Source organism: Actinomycetota bacterium (genome assembly GCA_028698215.1).
GTDB lineage: Bacteria > Actinomycetota > Humimicrobiia > Humimicrobiales > Humimicrobiaceae > Halolacustris.
The window spans coordinates 33,559-48,924 of record JAQVDY010000001.1; the positions used below are offsets into that span (position 1 = coordinate 33,559).

Genomic DNA, 15,366 nt, shown 5'->3' on the forward strand with positions numbered 1-15,366 from the left:
CAAAAAATTATCCTTTATTAGCTTTCTCCTGCTCATCCTCTGAACCTTGAGGCTCTTCTATTTCCTCCGGTTCTTCTTCCTCTTCATCTGGGATATTAATATTATCCAAATCATCCTCTGTATCCTGGACCTGCCCTATATCCTGCATGAAATCAATTCCCAGATCCTTTACTGTCTGCATGATTTCATCATCCTCGGCAGATACATCCACCTCTTTGCCTTCATCGGAAATTACCTCTACATCCAAAGTAAGGCTCTGCATCTCCTTTATCAGCACCTTAAATGATTCCGGTATACCAGGTTTTTCAATATTCTCACCTTTTACTATGGATTCATAGGTCTTAACCCTTCCTACCACATCATCAGATTTTATGGTAAGCATCTCCTGCAAAGCATAGGCAGCTCCATAAGCCTCCAGGGCCCATACTTCCATTTCTCCAAACCTTTGGCCTCCAAATTGTGCTTTACCTCCCAGGGGCTGCTGGGTTACCAAAGAGTAAGGCCCGGTAGACCTGGCATGTATCTTATCATCTACCAAGTGCAGCAGCTTAAGCACATAGGCATACCCTATTGCAATATTATCAGATAGCTTCTCTCCGCTCCGGCCATCGTACAGAGCGGTCTTCCCGTTCTGGGGAAGCCCCGCCTTCTTGAGCAGTCCCAAAATTTCTTCCTCTGAAGCTCCGTCAAATATTGGGCTGGAACAATAAACCCTGCTGTCTTCTGACTGGGCCGTATCCTTGCTTTCCCATCCCCGGCTGGCTGCCCAGCCCAGATGGGTTTCCAAAACCTGGCCCACATTCATTCGTGAAGGTACGCTTAATGGATTGAAAATAATGTCCACCGGAGTACCGTCCTCGGTATAAGGCATATCTTCTTCCGGCAGTACTATGGATATAACACCTTTATTGCCGTGTCTTCCCGCTAATTTGTCTCCAGTAGATATCTTTCTTTTCTTGGCAATAAATACCCTCACCAGTTCATTAACTCCCGGTGGAAGATCATGCCCCTTCTTCCGGGAAAAAATCTGCACATCCAAAACCTTGCCGTATTCCCCGTGAGGAACTTTCAGGGAACTGTCTCTTACCTCCCTGGCCTTTTCACCAAAAATAGCCCTGAGAAGTTTCTCTTCAGCAGTAAGCTCAGTCTCTCCCTTGGGAGTAATCTTGCCTACCAGAACATCTCCCGGTTTAACTTCAGCTCCAATCCTTATAATTCCCCGCTCATCCAGGTTAGCTAAAACTTCTTCCCCTACATTAGGTATATCCCTGGTAATTTCTTCCGGTCCCAGCTTAGTCTGCCTGGCTTCTACCTCCTGTTTGGATATATGGATTGAAGACAGCATATCTTCCTTAACCAGTTTCTCAGAAATTATTATAGCATCCTCATAATTGTAACCCTCCCAAGACATGAAAGCCAAAAGGAGGTTTCTTCCCAAAGCCAACTCCCCATTCTTGGTAGCAGGGCCATCAGCAATAACATCGCCTTTCTTTACCTTATCCCCGCTATTAACCAGAGGCCTTTGATTTATACAGGTACCCTGGTTTGATCTTTGGAACTTATACAGAGGGTAGGTAGCCATCTTTCCGTTCTTGTACCTTACCTTTATATTTTCCCCGGTAACCTCTTCTATCTTGCCGTCATCAGCAGCTATTATCAGCTGGCCGCTGTCCCTGGCTACCTCAAACTCCATGCCGGTTCCCACCAGGGGAGGTTCAGGATCTATTAAAGGCACAGCTTGCCTCTGCATATTGGAGCCCATCAAAGCCCGGTTGGCATCATCGTGCTCCAAAAAAGGAATAAGGGAAGCAGCAGCGCTAAATATCTGCTTGGGTGAAATATCCATGTAATCTACAAGTTCAGGAGCCACGGTTACCGCTTCACCAGCAGTCATGCACAATACCTTGTCTTCCTTAAATTTTCCATTCTTATCCAACAAAGCGGTGGCCTGGGCAATAGTATAATTTTCCTCTTCATCAGCTGAAAGGTAGTCCACCTGTTCAGTAGCCACTCCTTTTTTTACCTTACGGTAGGGAGAAACTATAAACCCGTACTCATTCAGCTTGGCAAAAGTAGCCAATGAACCTATTAGACCAATATTAGGCCCTTCAGGAGTTTCAATGGGGCACATCCTTCCATAATGGGAGGCGTGAACATCCCTTACCTCAAAACCGGCCCTTTCCCTGCTTAATCCCCCGGGACCTAATGCCGACAGCCTTCTTTTATGGGTGATCTCCGCTAACGGGTTGGTCTGGTCTAAAAATTGTGAAAGCTGGCCGCTGCCGAAAAATTCCTTAAGGCTGGCTACCAAAGGCCTGATATTTATAAGGGTTTTAGGGGTAATGGATTCGATATCCTGGGTAGTCATTCTTTCCTTTACTACCCTCTCCATCCTGGACAAACCAATTCTAACCTGGTTTTGCACCAGCTCACCCACGCTTCTTACCCTCCTGTTACCGAAATGGTCTATGTCATCTATCTCACCAATTCCGTTCATAAGCTGTATCAGGTATTTAGTAATTAAAAATAAATCTTTGCTGTGCAGGATATTACCATTGCCGGTATCAATATCCATATTCTTATCTATCTCCAGAAGCCTCTCTTCTGTTTCCTTATCTATATTCTCTTCCAGCTTCTGGTTAAGCTTGTATCGGCCTACCTTCCCAAAATCGTACCTTTTGGGATTAAAAAACATAGAATGTATAAGGCTTACCGCACTTTCCACAGTGGGTGGTTCTCCCGGCCTCAATTTCTTGTAAATTTCTATTAACGCCTCTTCTGTAGTTTCAGTAACATCCTTTTCCAAGGTATTTTTAATACAGTTTTCTTTATCGTAAGGGCTAAACATATCGATAAGATCCTGGTTGCTGCCAAAACCCACTGATTTTAAGAAAATAGTCAGTAAAAATTTTCTTCTACGGTCAATTCTTACGTAAGCCACTCCTTTTTTATCAGTTTCAATCTCAATCCAGGAACCCCTGGTAGGAATAACCTTACACATATATAGTTCTTTTTCAGTTTTCTTATCTATATCCGTATCATAAAATACACCTGGTGAGCGCACCAGCTGGGATACAATAACCCTTTCTGTACCATTTATGATAAAAGTACCCTTGTCAGTCATTATGGGAAAATCACCCATAAAAACTTCCTGCTCTTTCATCTCTCCAGTTTCCTTGTTTACAAAACGGGCACTGACCTTCAATGGTGCGGTATAGGACATGTCCTGTTGTTTGCACTCATCTGCAGAGACTTCCATAGGATCAAAACTGTATCCTGTAAACTCCAGGGACATATTTCCAGTAAAGTCCTCTATGGGGGATATATCCTTCAAAGCATCCATAAGCCCTTCTTTTTTAAACCATTCAAAAGATTCCTTCTGAATATCCAGAAGATCGGGCATCTCCATTATTTTAGGAATTTTACCGAATTCATACCTTTGGATTTGTTTATTATTTTGCATTAAATAAGTCTCCCCTTTATAATAAAATCAAAGTTAAATAAGCAGAAAGTAAGGAATTTTAGCGAAAAAAAACCTTACTTAAAATTATCCATAAATATTAGTAATTTTTTACTGCCTGAAAAAACTGACAAACTATCATTTTAGGAAAAAATGATAGTATTGTCAATCTATTTTTTACGCCGGAAAATTTTATAGAAGAATTTATTTAACTTCTACTTCCGCGCCAGCTTCTTCAAGCTGTTTCTTGATATCTTCTGCTTCTTCTTTGCTTATTTTTTCTTTTACAGTATTAGGCGCTTTATCTACCAGGTCCTTGGCTTCCTTCAATCCCAGGCTGGTAATAGCCCTAACCACTTTTATTACCTGAATCTTCTTGGCGCCAGCAGATTTTAGAATAACATCAAACTCAGTCTGTTCTTCATCCGCAGCAGCTCCGCCTGCAGCAGCTCCTGCTGCCGGTGCCGCTACTACAGCCTGTGCGCTTACACCAAATTTTTCTTCTAAAGCGCTTACCAGTTCTGATAACTCTAAAACGGTCATGGTTTCAATAGACTTTAAAATTTCATCGATATTTGAACCCTTTTTGGCAGTCTTGGTTTCTTTAGCAGCCATCTCTTTAGTATCCTTTCCCTTCGCTTTTGTCTCTTTCTTTTCAGTATCTTTTTTAGTATCAGCCATTTAATCCTCCCTTAATTATTAATTTTTTTCTTTCTCTTTTCTTATAGCTTCCAGCACCATAACCAGCTTTCTGTTTAAACCGTTAAGAGTCATAACCAATCCGCTGATAGGAGAGTTTAAAGCTACAGCCAGCTGAGTAAGCAGAACCTCCCTGGAGGGAAGCCCGGCAATCTTTTTAACCATCTCTGCAGTCAGGATCTGCTCTTCCAATATTCCTCCCTTAACCTGCAGGGTTTCATGCTCTTCCGTAAAATCCTTGATAACCTTGGCGGCTGCCACTATATCTTCGCCGGCCACTATAACGCTGGTAGGGCCTTTCAGCAACTGTTCCAGGTCCAGGTCTGTAAATACTTCCTTGGCCGCTATTAAGGCCAGGGTATTTTTCAGCACCCTTAAATATGCCTGGTTCTCTGCCAGTTTATCCCTGACTATTACTGCTTCCTCAACAGTCAACCCTGTATGATCAGCAAAAATCAAGCCGGCTCCCTGGCTAAAAACCTCTTTTATGGCTTTTACTTTTACTTCTTTTTCTTTTTTAACCACTGTAACCCCCGAAAATCTTTCTTGTATAAACTAAAATCGGCCCGCAAACAGGCCGATTAAACTATTTTTAATCAACCTCGGCAGGAAATTAAGTTAATTATAAACACCTGCTGTCTGCGGTTACCTTTATATTTACCTAAGCTACTTCTTCTATATCAGAAACCTTTGCTGTATCTATCTTTACACTGGGCCCCATGGTATTGGAGACAAACACGCTTTTAATGTATCTTCCCTTAGCGGCAGGGGGCTTAGATTTAATAATTGCATCCATTAAAGCTGCATAATTTTCTAAAATCTTATCCAGCCCAAAAGAAACCTTGCCTAAAATACTGTGCACTACCCCGTTTTTATCAGTCCTGTACTCCAATTTACCTTTCTTGGTATCTTCTACCGCTTTAGCCAGCTCAAAAGTAACAGTACCGGATTTGGGGTTAGGCATTAATTTCCTGGGCCCTAAAACCTTACCCAGCTGGCCTACAAATTTCATCATATCTGGAGCAGCTATACAAACATCAAAATCCAGCCAGCCCTGGTTTATCTTTTCTACAAATTCCTCGCCGCCCACATAATCAGCTCCGGCAGACTTAGCCTCCTCTGCCTTTTCGCCCTGGGCAAATACCAATACTTTGGGAGTCTTGCCGGTCCCGTTAGGAAGAACAATAGTGCCCCTCACTATCTGGTCTGCTTTTCTGGGATCAACCCCTAGATTAACTGAAAGATCCACCGTTTCATCGAAACCTGCATAATGATTAGCCAGCAGCCATTCCAGGGCCTGCCTGGGACTTTTGGCTCCCTTATCTAAACTTTCTATCTTTTCCTTATATTTTTTCCCTCTAACCAAGATCATCACCTTTGTTGAAAAATTTACCTAAACTACCTTAACACCCATATTCTTAGCAGTGCCTTCAATTATCTTTATTGCACTTTCCACTGTCCTGGCATTAAGATCCTTTAATTTCATCTTAGCAATCTCTTCCAATTGCTCTCTCTTTATCTCTCCCACCTTGTTCTTATTAGGTTCTCCAGAACCTTTCTCAATATTTATAGCCTTCTTGATAAGTACAGCCGCAGGGGGAGTCTTTGTTATAAAACTAAAAGACCGGTCATTGTAAACAGTCAGGATAACCGGAATGATCATTCCCTGTTCCTGGGAAGTCTTTTCATTAAAAGCTTTACAGAACTCCATAATATTCACCCCGTGCTGTCCCAATGCAGGACCAACGGGAGGCGCAGGATTAGCCTGTCCGGCTGGTATCTGTAATTTAACTTGTGCGATAATTTTTTTAGCCATTACTATTCCTCAAATTAACATAGGTTTGTAATTATACACATAAAAATTAATATTTCAATGTTATATTTTGGCCACCTGGTTGAAATTTAACTCTACCGGGGTTTGCCTTCCAAATATGGACACCAGAACTTTGATCTTGCCCTGGTCCAGATTGATTTCACTTATTGTCCCGTCAAAATTACTGAAAGGACCAGAAGTAACCTTTATAGGCTGGCCTATTTCAAAATCAGTCTTAGGTTTGGGTTTCTCGGAAACCTCTCTCTTCATTATCTTTTTTACTTCCGAATCGCTTAAAGGCACAGGCTTATTTTCAGTACCCACAAAACCAGTAACTCCGGGGGTATTCCTTACCACATACCATGAATCATCATCAAGATACATCTTAACCAAAAGATACCCGGGGAATACCCTTTTGGTAGATACCTGTTTCTTGCCTCCATGTATCTCCATAATATCTTCCTTGGGTATGTATATCTCAAATATTTTGTCATCCATATTCATGGACTCAATCCTATGCTCAAGATTTGCCTTTATCTTGTTCTCATATCCCGCATAGGAATTTATAACGTACCATCTAGGTCTCATTTGTAATCACCAAACTCTTTTAGATATTTATAAGAAAATCCACAGCCTGTAAGAATATAAAGTCAAACAAGCCTAAAATAGCAGCAAATATAATAATAGTAACTATTACTACCAAAGTATAACTAAGCAGGGCTTTTCGGGTAGGCCAGGTTACTTTTTTAAGCTCCCTTACCACTCCCCTGAAAAAGCTGGAAATCCTTTTTGGTATCTGCTTTATAAACTGTTTCCAGTCTATTTTCTTTTTAGGCAGAGCTGCTGGCTGTTTACGCTCCTTGGCCAGCTGTTCCATCATTTTCTTTGGTTTGAACTTTCTTGATACTTTTCTTTTAGCCATTATTCCCTATAATCTTGTTTACATAAACACTGGCAGGGCTGGAGGGACTCGAACCCCCAACACCCGGTTTTGGAGACCGGTGCTCTACCAATTGGAGCTACAGCCCTATCTGGTCTCTTTATGAACCGTATGTTTTTTACACCACTTACAATATTTTTTTATCTCTATTCTGTCCGGATCATTCTTTTTATTCTTAAAAGAACTATAATTTCTTCTTTTACACTCCGTACAGCCCAATATCATTATCTGTCTCAATTTAGCTCACCATTTTAGTTGATTTATAATTAACTTTAAGGCGCAGAAAAATAACTTACCACTATCTACCCCTGATGTCAATAAATTATTACTGTCTACTCTATTATCTTGGTAATACTTCCAGCCCCAATGGTCCTGCCGCCTTCACGGATGGCAAACCTTAAGCCCTCTTCCATGGCTATGGGGGCAATAAGCTTTACTTCCATCTGGGTGTTGTCTCCAGGCATTACCATCTCTACCCCTTCACCCAAGTCTATGGACCCGGTAATATCGGTGGTCCTGAAATAGAACTGGGGACGGTAGCCGTTAAAGAAGGGGGTATGCCTTCCGCCTTCTTCCTTGGACAGCACGTACACCTGGGCCTTAAAGTGGGAGTGGGGGGTAATGGAGCCTGGTTTGGCCACTACCTGTCCTCTTTCCACATCGTCTTTTTGCACCCCTCTTAGCAGCAGGCCTACATTGTCTCCTGCCTGGCCTTCGTCTAGAAGTTTTCTAAACATCTCTATTCCGGTTACCACTGTTTTGGTAATGTCGGGATGTATGCCTATTATCTCTACCGGATCCTGCAGTTTTACCTGTCCTCTTTCTATCCTTCCGGTTACTACGGTACCCCTGCCGGTAATGGTAAAGATATCCTCTATGGGCATCAGGAAGGGCTTGTCTATGGCCCTTTCAGGAGTCTTGATGTAGTCGTCAACGGCATCCATCAGCTCCCGGATGGGACCGCAGGCTTCGCATTCCCTGCTGCCGCAGCCGCATTCCCCTGCCTTTAGGGCTGAGCCCTTTACGATGGGTATCTCTTCTCCGGGAAACTCGTATTCGGTAAGCAGGTCCCTTACTTCCATCTCTACCAGCTCAATCAGCTCAGGATCGTCTACCATGTCGGTTTTGTTTAAGAACACCACGATGTAGGGAACCCCTACCTGACGGGCTAAAAGTATATGCTCCCTGGTCTGGGGCATGGGGCCGTCAGCGGCGCTTACCACCAGTATGGCCCCGTCCATCTGGGCGGCACCGGTAATCATGTTTTTGACATAGTCGGCGTGCCCGGGGCAGTCCACGTGGGCATAATGCCTTTTTTCGGTCTCATACTCTACATGGGCAATAGCTATGGTAATGCCACGCTCTTTTTCCTCAGGGGCGTTGTCTATGGAGTCAAAGGTCCTCTGGTCTACAGGAAGCCCTGCCCCCTTAAGGCATAAGGTAATAGCGGCGGTAAGGGTGGTTTTACCGTGGTCTACGTGCCCTATGGTCCCGATATTTATGTGTGGTTTGGTTCTTTCAAATTTTTGTTTAGCCATTTTTATAAATCCTTTCTATTATGGGATTAAACTTAAATGGTAGCGGTGATTGGATTTGAACCAATGACCCCACGGGTATGAACCGTGTGCTCTAACCCCTGAGCTACACCGCCACGTAAAAACCTTACCCCATTATATAATGCATTATAATAATTATTTTCTATATTTAAAGCAAAGATAAATTTTATACAAGTTAGAATATGCTGTCAACCGTATTGGCCTTCTATAAGCGAGGATTACCGGGAAAAAGAAGCCAGCCCGGTTCGGTTGGTAACGGTGGTTTCGCCCCCAGGATAAGCTTTAAATTAGAATAGCCGGGCCAGGACGGTAATAGCTTAATAAATTGAGGTTAATAACCTTTTTGCAGACTTTAAAAATAGGCTGGACTGCTGCAAACCATAGAAATAATTATTAATGTTGATTATTTTTATTCTTCTTCCTTATCTTTTCTTTTTTATCCTTAACCATACCAGACCCCCCCCTAGCCCTGGCCGGGCTAAAAAAAACTTTTACTGTCCATACTGGCCTTAAAGGCTGTGCTCTTCGCATACACTCTGCCAATTTTTTTGATCCCAAAACAGGCAATAATCACCTTCAGGCTCTTTTATATGGATAACCTTAACTGCAGGAACAATATTGCCTTCTAACAGACATTTTTCACAGTAGGGGTTTTCATTTAGGTACAACCCGGCATGGGAATTCCATTTCATGGATTTAAGGTAACTGTTCTTTTTTAAATATTTTTCAGCCATACATTTCATTCCGGATATCACCTCCCCGGCTATTTCCTAAAGCCAATGCCTCTATTTCCTTTTCCACATTTTCCATTTCCCTTTTCAAATAGCAGGATTCTTGCCTGAATTCTTCTTTAAAGTAGAAGTAATAGTCTGACACACACTTGTAATAATCCTTGGCCAGGCCATACCATTCCCTGGCTGTATTAAGTATCTCTACCGGGCTCAAACCCATATCCTGCTGCTGGTTAATAATTTCTTCTGTCTGCTGCAAGTCACATAGCACCTTTTGGGAAAGATCCAGAAATCTCAGGGAGGCTTCATACCTGGCTTCTTCCTGGTCAATAAAGTCATCTGCCAAATCATTATTTATGCTTTGCTCAATTTTTTCATATTCATTTTTACTTTTTTTTAATTCATGCCTAATTCTTTCCAATAATCCATTAAACCTAGAATGGGTAAAACACATGACTATCCCTTCCATAAGTTGATTGATCTAAAAGAGAACCGCGGGATGGATAAAACGCCGCTTGTTTTAAGAAACCTAATTGTCCTACTCTGTTTTCATAGGCCTCAACCTAGACGCTTAACTGCTGTTGCATATAAGCGGAACCATAGCAAATAAAAAAATAAAGTCAAGTATAGGGGTGCAGGCTACTTATTGGAAAAATTTTTTTGTTTTCAATAGAAGCCATATACAGTAGAATATTACCGGGGTGATGAATATGGAAAAAGAAGAAGTTTATTGTCCTGTATGTTCACAGCCTATTAAAAAGGGGGAAGAAGTCTGTCCGCATTGTGAAACTAAAATCAAAGACATTCCCCAGGATCGGCTGCCGCTGGAATCATATCCCAAAGAAATAGACCTGGAATATGGAAAGTCACGATTTTTAATATGGATTATAGTAGGCATAATCATCCTGGTAGTGGTAGCAGCCGTCATATTTTTTGGATTAAACCCTATAAGATAATTTAAATATTGGAGACAGCCATGGACCAAGCTTTTATTTTACTGATTAAATAGTTAAAATAAGAGCTCAAATGAAAAAGAAGATACTTCTATGGCTAAAAGCAATAAGGGCTCCTTTTTTTTCAGCCACCATAATGTCCGCTGTGGTTGGATCATCTTTGGCTTTTAAGGATTCCAGTTTTAATTGGTTATACCTCCTTCTATCCATCATTATTATTGCCGGCACTAACTGTGGAATTAATCTGGTAAATGACTACTATGACCATAAAAATAAAGCCGATGATATCAATATGCTCTACACCCCTTTTTCCGGGGGGAGCAGGGTGATTCAAGACAAGCAGCTAAAACCGTCACGGGTACTGGCAGCAGGCATAGCCTCTTTTGCCCTGGTAGCTATTCTGGGCATAATTTTATCTATAGTGGCCAATATTTATTTATTGTGGTTTGGCCTGGCTGGTATTGCCCTGGGTTTTTTTTACTCTGCCAATCCTTTCCGGCTGGTATACCGGGGGTGGGGGGAAGCAGTAATATTTTTACTGGTAGGTCCAGTATCGGTAATAGGCACTTACTTCTTGCAAACCAGCAGTATAACCCTGGAGTCCATACTGGTTTCTATACCGGTAGGATTTTTGACAGCCAATATACTACTAATTAATGAATTTCCCGACTATGCGTCAGATAAACAGGCAGGCAAGAACCAGTTGGTAGTGATAATAGGAAGAAAAAAGGCAAGATACATTTACCTGGCCCTTACAGCAGCCATTTATGTTTCGGTTATAATACCGGTAATTCTTTCACTATTGAGCCCTTTCCTGCTGGTGGTATTGCTGGGTATCCCCCTGGCCGTATGGGCCTCCTATACTGCCTTTAAATACCATTCTAACCCTGAAAAGATACTTCCTGCCCAAGCCAACACCATATTGTTGACCCTAATAAGCACAGCCTTAATTTCCCTGGGGTTGATTCTGCAAAAACTGGTTTACCCTTTGTAGGCCAGGTATAGGTTACAAATTCCCATGCTAAGAGGGAGGACCTCCACTTTTTGGTAACCTGCTGCTTTTATCACTTCCAGGAATTGAAAGGATGGGGGAAATTCCCTTATGGATTTAACCAGGTAGGCATAAGCAGCCCTGTTTTTGCTTAACAGTCCTCCCAGGTTGATTAGCACCAGATTTAGATACAGCCCGTAAGCCCAGCCTACCAAACCGTTCTGGGGATAACCGAATTCCAGGCATATTAGTTTTCCTCCTGCTTTAGTCACCCTGTAAAACTCGGCTAAAGCCTTTCCCCTTTCTGTAATATTTCTAATTCCATAGGCTATGGTTACCGCATCAAAAAAGTTATCTTCAAAATCTAGATTTGAAGCATCGGAAAAACCAAATTTTAGATGGGGTGCAAAATGAGCATATCTTTTTTTTGCTTTCTCTAGCATCTTTGGAGAAAAATCTATGCCAAATACATGAGCATTCCTGCCGCTAGCCTTATAAAAGCTGTAGCTGGAGCTGCCAGTGCCGCAGCAGGCATCAAGAATATTATGGGTGCCTGCTTTTAGGCAGCGGACCATCTTAAATCGCCAGTAATGATCCAGGCCTAAACTTAATAAGGAATTTGCCCGGTCATAATTTAAAGATATGCTATCAAAAAGATTGGCTATTGCTGTTTTTTCCATTTTTTTTTAAATCTAGCAAGCCTTTTGATTATATTATAAAAAAGTTTCCAATACTATGCAGGTACAGGCTTTTAGCGGCATTTAAAAAAATTTCCTGGTTTAGTTCTTTAAAACCACCTATACTTTTACTATAATTATAAGGCCAGTCAATTTTCTATAAGGAGATCATTTGCCTCGCTGTAAAAACTGTGGCCTTTTTGGCTTTTTTTTAAAACTGACCCCCCAGGGCTTATGCAGTAAATGTGAGCTTATAGTAGAGGGCATTGTCACCAGCTGCGCCAGCACCATGAAAAGATCACTTGATAAACTGGAAAATACCCATGATATAATACGCCGCATCCAATACTGCAATACGCTATTTGAACATGCCACCAGGCTTCAAAAATATGAGGATAAAGGCATACCGACCATCAAACCCAAACCCTCTGTTTTTATTCAGGAATGTGAAAAAATTAAAAGGGAAATATATAAGCAGAGCATTTCTCAAGATAAAGTATGCTAGCTTGGGTTTGGCCATTTAGGCATCAGGTTACTTACAATTAAACCCGTCCCTGCTTTTTTATTCCCTAAGTGCTTGTCCCGAACCTTCCACAGATATCAATCCATTACCAGCTGCCGGGACCAGTATAAAAGCCCCTCATTAGCCGGTTAAGAATATTATCATAGGGAAACTTTATTAAACCCTCATCGGTGCATCCATAGTGCTGCCTTAACTAATAGATGCTTAGGTCCTTTTCTATACCCAATTTTCATCAGTTAAGGAACACGGTGGCAAAGGAGACGGCGAATTATCCAACAGGGATACATTGCCAAGCCGGAATTCTCCAATACCGTCCAGCTCAAACCATACTATCATATGGTAGAACTCCGGCGGAGAATCTCCTGAGAATCCTTGATTCCAGAGCTGCCTAAGGTCCAGCTGGTTATTTCTATACCAAGTATCTAATTCAGTGAAGTGCTGGCCGGCAGAGGCAGAACCATAATATTTTCCCACCATGCCACAGATACTATAGATAATTTTTATAGCAAATTAAGTTTAATCAGAAGTAAATAACCATATACTAGCCTGGCTGCTGGCAAGAAGACCTAAAATCAAAATGGAGCCCGCGATCGGACTTGAACCGATGACCTTTTCCTTACCGAGGAAATGCTCTACCATCTGAGCTACACGGGCTTAAATGGTGGAGGAGAGAGGATTTGAACCTCTGAAGGCATACGCCGGCAGATTTACAGTCTGCTCCCTTTGGCCACTCGGGCACTCCTCCATTAATGGAGCCGGCGATCCGACTTGAACGGACAACCTGCTGATTACAAATCAGCTGCTCTGCCAATTGAGCTACACCGGCAATTTACTTGCCCAACCATTATCCAAATCTACCCTCATTATGTCAAGATGCAACTCTTATATCAATAGGCAGAACAAAACCATTTTATACTAAAATTACAAGTTTTCAATAGCCAATTTAACTGCCCCATGTACCGGCTCCCGGGTGAGGGGTAGAAATTTTATTCCAGGGTATTTGGCTTTAAGATCCAGGGCCAGCTTTTGCTTAAAATACTTCTCACACTTGAAATTTCCTCCCACCATAACCAAATCAAATTCCTGGCCTTCCAGCCCCAGTTTTTCCACTACTGCCGATACGCTTCTAACTGCCTCTTTGGCTTCCTCTGCTAATATCTGCTGACTAACCTGATCCCCGTTTTCAGCGGCGTCACATACCTGCTTGGACAGATCTCCTATCCTGTCCTTGGAAAAAGGCTTTTGATAGGTCCACATTATCAGGTGGTCAATGGATTCCAGTCCCAGATGCCCGAGTATAATATCAGTTAGCAGGGTGTATGGCCCCCTGCCGTCATAAGCTTTCATTATAGCCCTTAATGCCTTAAGCCCCATGCTGTAGCCGCTGCCTTCATCAGCCAGAATATAGTCCCAGCCTGTAGCTTTGGCTTGCTGGCCCTGTTGGTTTAAGCCATAACAGTTGGAACCAGTACCCGCTATTAATATTACTTTGTTGGAACAGTCACTGCCTGCTGCCAGGCCTACCCTGGTATCATTGAAAATAAGGACCCTGTCCGTATTGAGCAGGGGAGTAAGCTGGGCATTGAAAACTATCCTTTCATAGCTTGGCCGGTCCAATTCCGTATTATACCCGGCAAAACCAAAACAGCAGCTGGCAAATACGGTTGGCAGCAAGCCTGAATCAGACCAGGCTTTATTTATAGCCTGATTTAAGTTCATGATAGCTTTTTCTATCCCTACACTATGGTAATTGCTGGCTCCGGAAACCCCCTGGCCCAGGGTATTGCCTTCCTTATCAGCTATCCTGGCCGTGGTTTTAGTTCCTCCTCCATCAACTCCTAATATGTACCTCATAGGCAACCTCGAGTAAAGTTAAAATATTAATAATTCTATACTATTATAGAGCTGGTGTTAATGGTTTTTAAAAAATACAAATTTAATATAATATATATATGAACTGGAACATGCTGGGAAAAATATTAATAATGGCAGGTATCGGCCTGGCTGTTTTGGGAGCTTTGTTTCTGCTATTTCCCAGGGTTCCCTTCCTGGGCAACCTGCCGGGGGATATACAGGTTAAAAGAGAAAACTTTACCTTGCATATACCCATAACCACCAGCATTATCTTAAGTGTGGCGCTTACGGTGATAATTAATGTAATTATAAGGGTATTGATAAGAAAATAAGGGGTGATGAACATGATGGGACCAGATATAAGGCAGCCAATTGCTTCCGGAAGCTTTTATTCTTCAGATCCAGGCCGCCTCACCAAGGATATAAAGGGATTTCTAAGTAATTCTAAATACCATAACCTGTCCGGCATAAAGGCATTGATTTCGCCCCATGCCGGCTATATCTACTCTGGCCAGGTAGCCGCACATGCCTACCGGCAGATAGAGGGGGGTGGCTACCAGCTGGCATTGGTTATTGCTCCCTCCCATTCCGAATACTTTAACTACATATCCATATACCCGGGAAGCTCTTATGCTACCCCCCTGGGTTATTTGGAAATTGATCGAAAAAATTCTGAAAAATTAGCCGGCCAGAGCCGGTTAATTCAATTTTCCGCCCGGGGACATCAGCAGGAACACAGCCTGGAAGTGCAGCTGCCATTCCTGCAGGTAGTGCTGGGCGATATCCCCATTATTCCTATGGTCATGGGCAATCAGGACCCTTCCCTGGTTCAGGAACTGGGCCAAGCCCTGGGTGAGGTTTTTGCAGCTGATAACATCCTTATTGTAGGCAGCACCGATCTTTCCCACTATCATCCTTATCAGGAAGCAGAGGACTTGGATAGCCAGGTTAAAAACCTGGTGGAAAAATTTGATATTCAAGGCCTGGCTAATAAGCTTTTCAGCCAAGAAATAGAGATGTGCGGAGGCGGACCGGCATTAGCAGCTATGATTGCCGCCCGAAACCTGGGAGCGACACAGGCTAAGGTCACCAGTTACCAGAACTCAGGGGATGTAACCGGGGATACGCAGGCAGTAGTGGGTTATCTTTCCGCTGTATTTTATTGATAA

The 15,366-nt window shown here is 42.5% G+C and carries 19 protein-coding genes, 5 tRNA genes and 1 other annotated feature; of the genes, 5 read left to right on the forward strand and 19 right to left on the reverse strand.

Going from position 1 to position 15,366, the window contains the following annotated elements; translation table 11 throughout:
• Positions 1-7 precede the first annotated feature (7 nt).
• The 13 genes from rpoB to PHN32_00305 form a co-directional block, all read right to left on the reverse strand.
• Positions 8-3,463: a DNA-directed RNA polymerase subunit beta gene (gene rpoB, locus PHN32_00245; GenBank protein ID MDD3776027.1), complete on the reverse strand. Its 3,456-nt coding sequence runs from the start codon at positions 3,461-3,463 to the stop codon at positions 8-10.
• Positions 3,464-3,664: 201 nt separating this feature from the next.
• Positions 3,665-4,075 carry a 50S ribosomal protein L7/L12 gene (gene rplL / locus PHN32_00250; GenBank protein MDD3776028.1) on the reverse strand — a complete coding sequence of 137 codons (411 nt, stop codon included), beginning with the start codon at positions 4,073-4,075 and terminating at the stop codon, positions 3,665-3,667.
• A gap of 84 nt (positions 4,076-4,159) precedes the next feature.
• On the reverse strand, positions 4,160-4,684 hold the full coding sequence (gene rplJ / locus PHN32_00255) for a 50S ribosomal protein L10 (protein MDD3776029.1): 525 nt from the start codon (positions 4,682-4,684) through the stop codon (positions 4,160-4,162).
• A 21-nt stretch (positions 4,685-4,705) separates the two neighbouring features.
• Positions 4,706-4,822, reverse strand: a sequence feature (ribosomal protein L10 leader region).
• Positions 4,821-5,525, reverse strand: a complete 705-nt coding sequence (gene rplA / locus PHN32_00260; protein MDD3776030.1) for a 50S ribosomal protein L1 — start codon at positions 5,523-5,525, stop codon at positions 4,821-4,823. (Overlaps the previous feature by 2 nt.)
• A 27-nt stretch (positions 5,526-5,552) precedes the next feature.
• Positions 5,553-5,975: a 50S ribosomal protein L11 gene (gene rplK, locus PHN32_00265; GenBank protein MDD3776031.1), complete on the reverse strand. Its 423-nt coding sequence runs from the start codon at positions 5,973-5,975 to the stop codon at positions 5,553-5,555.
• A gap of 60 nt (positions 5,976-6,035) precedes the next feature.
• Positions 6,036-6,560, reverse strand: a complete 525-nt coding sequence (nusG, locus tag PHN32_00270; GenBank protein MDD3776032.1) for a transcription termination/antitermination protein NusG — start codon at positions 6,558-6,560, stop codon at positions 6,036-6,038.
• Positions 6,561-6,579: 19 nt separating this feature from the next.
• On the reverse strand, positions 6,580-6,894 hold the full coding sequence (gene secE / locus PHN32_00275) for a preprotein translocase subunit SecE (protein MDD3776033.1): 315 nt from the start codon (positions 6,892-6,894) through the stop codon (positions 6,580-6,582).
• A 30-nt stretch (positions 6,895-6,924) separates the two neighbouring features.
• Positions 6,925-7,001 (reverse strand) — tRNA-Trp (locus tag PHN32_00280).
• The gene (rpmG, locus tag PHN32_00285) at positions 7,000-7,149 is read right to left on the reverse strand and encodes a 50S ribosomal protein L33 (GenBank protein MDD3776034.1); all 150 of its coding nucleotides are present in this window, start codon (positions 7,147-7,149) and stop codon (positions 7,000-7,002) included. The genes PHN32_00280 and rpmG overlap by 2 nt, the downstream gene beginning before the upstream one ends.
• Positions 7,150-7,244: 95 nt before the next feature.
• Positions 7,245-8,450, reverse strand: coding sequence for an elongation factor Tu (gene tuf / locus PHN32_00290; protein ID MDD3776035.1), 1,206 nt, complete (start codon positions 8,448-8,450; stop codon positions 7,245-7,247).
• Between the two features lie 37 nt (positions 8,451-8,487).
• Positions 8,488-8,563 (reverse strand) — tRNA-Met (locus PHN32_00295).
• A gap of 414 nt (positions 8,564-8,977) precedes the next feature.
• The gene (locus PHN32_00300; protein MDD3776036.1) at positions 8,978-9,202 is read right to left on the reverse strand and encodes a hypothetical protein; all 225 of its coding nucleotides are present in this window, start codon (positions 9,200-9,202) and stop codon (positions 8,978-8,980) included.
• Positions 9,195-9,620, reverse strand: a complete 426-nt coding sequence (locus PHN32_00305; protein MDD3776037.1) for a hypothetical protein — start codon at positions 9,618-9,620, stop codon at positions 9,195-9,197. The genes PHN32_00300 and PHN32_00305 overlap by 8 nt, the downstream gene beginning before the upstream one ends.
• Before the next feature lie 289 nt (positions 9,621-9,909).
• Between PHN32_00305 and PHN32_00310 the strand changes: the two genes are divergently transcribed.
• Entirely contained in the window at positions 9,910-10,155 is a 246-nt protein-coding gene (locus PHN32_00310; protein MDD3776038.1) for a zinc ribbon domain-containing protein, read from the forward strand.
• Positions 10,156-10,225: 70 nt separating this feature from the next.
• Positions 10,226-11,146: a 1,4-dihydroxy-2-naphthoate octaprenyltransferase gene (menA, locus tag PHN32_00315; protein ID MDD3776039.1), complete on the forward strand. Its 921-nt coding sequence runs from the start codon at positions 10,226-10,228 to the stop codon at positions 11,144-11,146.
• On the opposite strand, the gene ubiE is transcribed toward menA, so the two are convergent.
• Entirely contained in the window at positions 11,134-11,823 is a 690-nt protein-coding gene (gene ubiE, locus PHN32_00320) for a bifunctional demethylmenaquinone methyltransferase/2-methoxy-6-polyprenyl-1,4-benzoquinol methylase UbiE (GenBank protein MDD3776040.1), read from the reverse strand. The genes menA and ubiE overlap by 13 nt on opposite strands.
• Positions 11,824-11,992: 169 nt before the next feature.
• On the opposite strand from ubiE, the gene PHN32_00325 reads away from it, so the two are divergent.
• Complete coding sequence (locus tag PHN32_00325; protein ID MDD3776041.1) at positions 11,993-12,325, forward strand: hypothetical protein; 333 nt, start codon at positions 11,993-11,995, stop codon at positions 12,323-12,325.
• Between the two features lie 234 nt (positions 12,326-12,559).
• On the opposite strand, the gene PHN32_00330 is transcribed toward PHN32_00325, so the two are convergent.
• The 5 genes from PHN32_00330 to PHN32_00350 all read right to left on the reverse strand — a co-directional run bounded on the left by PHN32_00330 (position 12,560) and on the right by PHN32_00350 (position 14,197).
• Positions 12,560-12,820, reverse strand: coding sequence for a hypothetical protein (locus PHN32_00330; GenBank protein ID MDD3776042.1), 261 nt, complete (start codon positions 12,818-12,820; stop codon positions 12,560-12,562).
• Between the two features lie 101 nt (positions 12,821-12,921).
• Positions 12,922-12,997 (reverse strand) — tRNA-Thr (locus tag PHN32_00335).
• 5 nt (positions 12,998-13,002) lie between these two features.
• Positions 13,003-13,088, reverse strand: a tRNA-Tyr gene (locus PHN32_00340).
• 5 nt (positions 13,089-13,093) lie between these two features.
• Positions 13,094-13,169 (reverse strand) — tRNA-Thr (locus PHN32_00345).
• Between the two features lie 95 nt (positions 13,170-13,264).
• Positions 13,265-14,197, reverse strand: a complete 933-nt coding sequence (locus PHN32_00350; GenBank protein ID MDD3776043.1) for a BadF/BadG/BcrA/BcrD ATPase family protein — start codon at positions 14,195-14,197, stop codon at positions 13,265-13,267.
• 110 nt (positions 14,198-14,307) lie between these two features.
• Here PHN32_00350 and PHN32_00355 point away from each other — a divergent pair, with 110 nt between their 5' ends.
• Together PHN32_00355 and amrB are read left to right on the forward strand one after the other, a co-directional pair.
• Positions 14,308-14,529 carry a DUF2905 domain-containing protein gene (locus tag PHN32_00355; protein MDD3776044.1) on the forward strand — a complete coding sequence of 74 codons (222 nt, stop codon included), beginning with the start codon at positions 14,308-14,310 and terminating at the stop codon, positions 14,527-14,529.
• 12 nt (positions 14,530-14,541) lie between these two features.
• Positions 14,542-15,363, forward strand: coding sequence for an AmmeMemoRadiSam system protein B (gene amrB / locus PHN32_00360; protein MDD3776045.1), 822 nt, complete (start codon positions 14,542-14,544; stop codon positions 15,361-15,363).
• The last annotated feature ends 3 nt before the right edge of the window (positions 15,364-15,366 follow it).

Coding starts and splice junctions, on each gene's coding strand:
- rplL (MDD3776028.1), bottom strand. CDS start 4,075: ATGGCTGCTAAAGAAACCAAGACTGCCAAAAAGGGTTCAAATATCGAT.
- rplK (MDD3776031.1), bottom strand. CDS start 5,975: ATGGCTAAAAAAATTATCGCACAAGTTAAATTACAGATACCAGCCGGA.
- PHN32_00300 (MDD3776036.1), bottom strand. CDS start 9,202: ATGGCTGAAAAATATTTAAAAAAGAACAGTTACCTTAAATCCATGAAA.
- PHN32_00355 (MDD3776044.1), top strand. CDS start 14,308: ATGCTGGGAAAAATATTAATAATGGCAGGTATCGGCCTGGCTGTTTTG.
- amrB (MDD3776045.1), top strand. CDS start 14,542: ATGATGGGACCAGATATAAGGCAGCCAATTGCTTCCGGAAGCTTTTAT.
- ubiE (MDD3776040.1), bottom strand. CDS start 11,823: ATGGAAAAAACAGCAATAGCCAATCTTTTTGATAGCATATCTTTAAAT.
- menA (MDD3776039.1), top strand. CDS start 10,226: ATGAAAAAGAAGATACTTCTATGGCTAAAAGCAATAAGGGCTCCTTTT.
- PHN32_00310 (MDD3776038.1), top strand. CDS start 9,910: ATGGAAAAAGAAGAAGTTTATTGTCCTGTATGTTCACAGCCTATTAAA.
- PHN32_00330 (MDD3776042.1), bottom strand. CDS start 12,820: ATGGTGGGAAAATATTATGGTTCTGCCTCTGCCGGCCAGCACTTCACT.
- tuf (MDD3776035.1), bottom strand. CDS start 8,450: ATGGCTAAACAAAAATTTGAAAGAACCAAACCACACATAAATATCGGG.
- secE (MDD3776033.1), bottom strand. CDS start 6,894: ATGGCTAAAAGAAAAGTATCAAGAAAGTTCAAACCAAAGAAAATGATG.
- nusG (MDD3776032.1), bottom strand. CDS start 6,560: ATGAGACCTAGATGGTACGTTATAAATTCCTATGCGGGATATGAGAAC.
- PHN32_00350 (MDD3776043.1), bottom strand. CDS start 14,197: ATGAGGTACATATTAGGAGTTGATGGAGGAGGAACTAAAACCACGGCC.
- rpoB (MDD3776027.1), bottom strand. CDS start 3,463: ATGCAAAATAATAAACAAATCCAAAGGTATGAATTCGGTAAAATTCCT.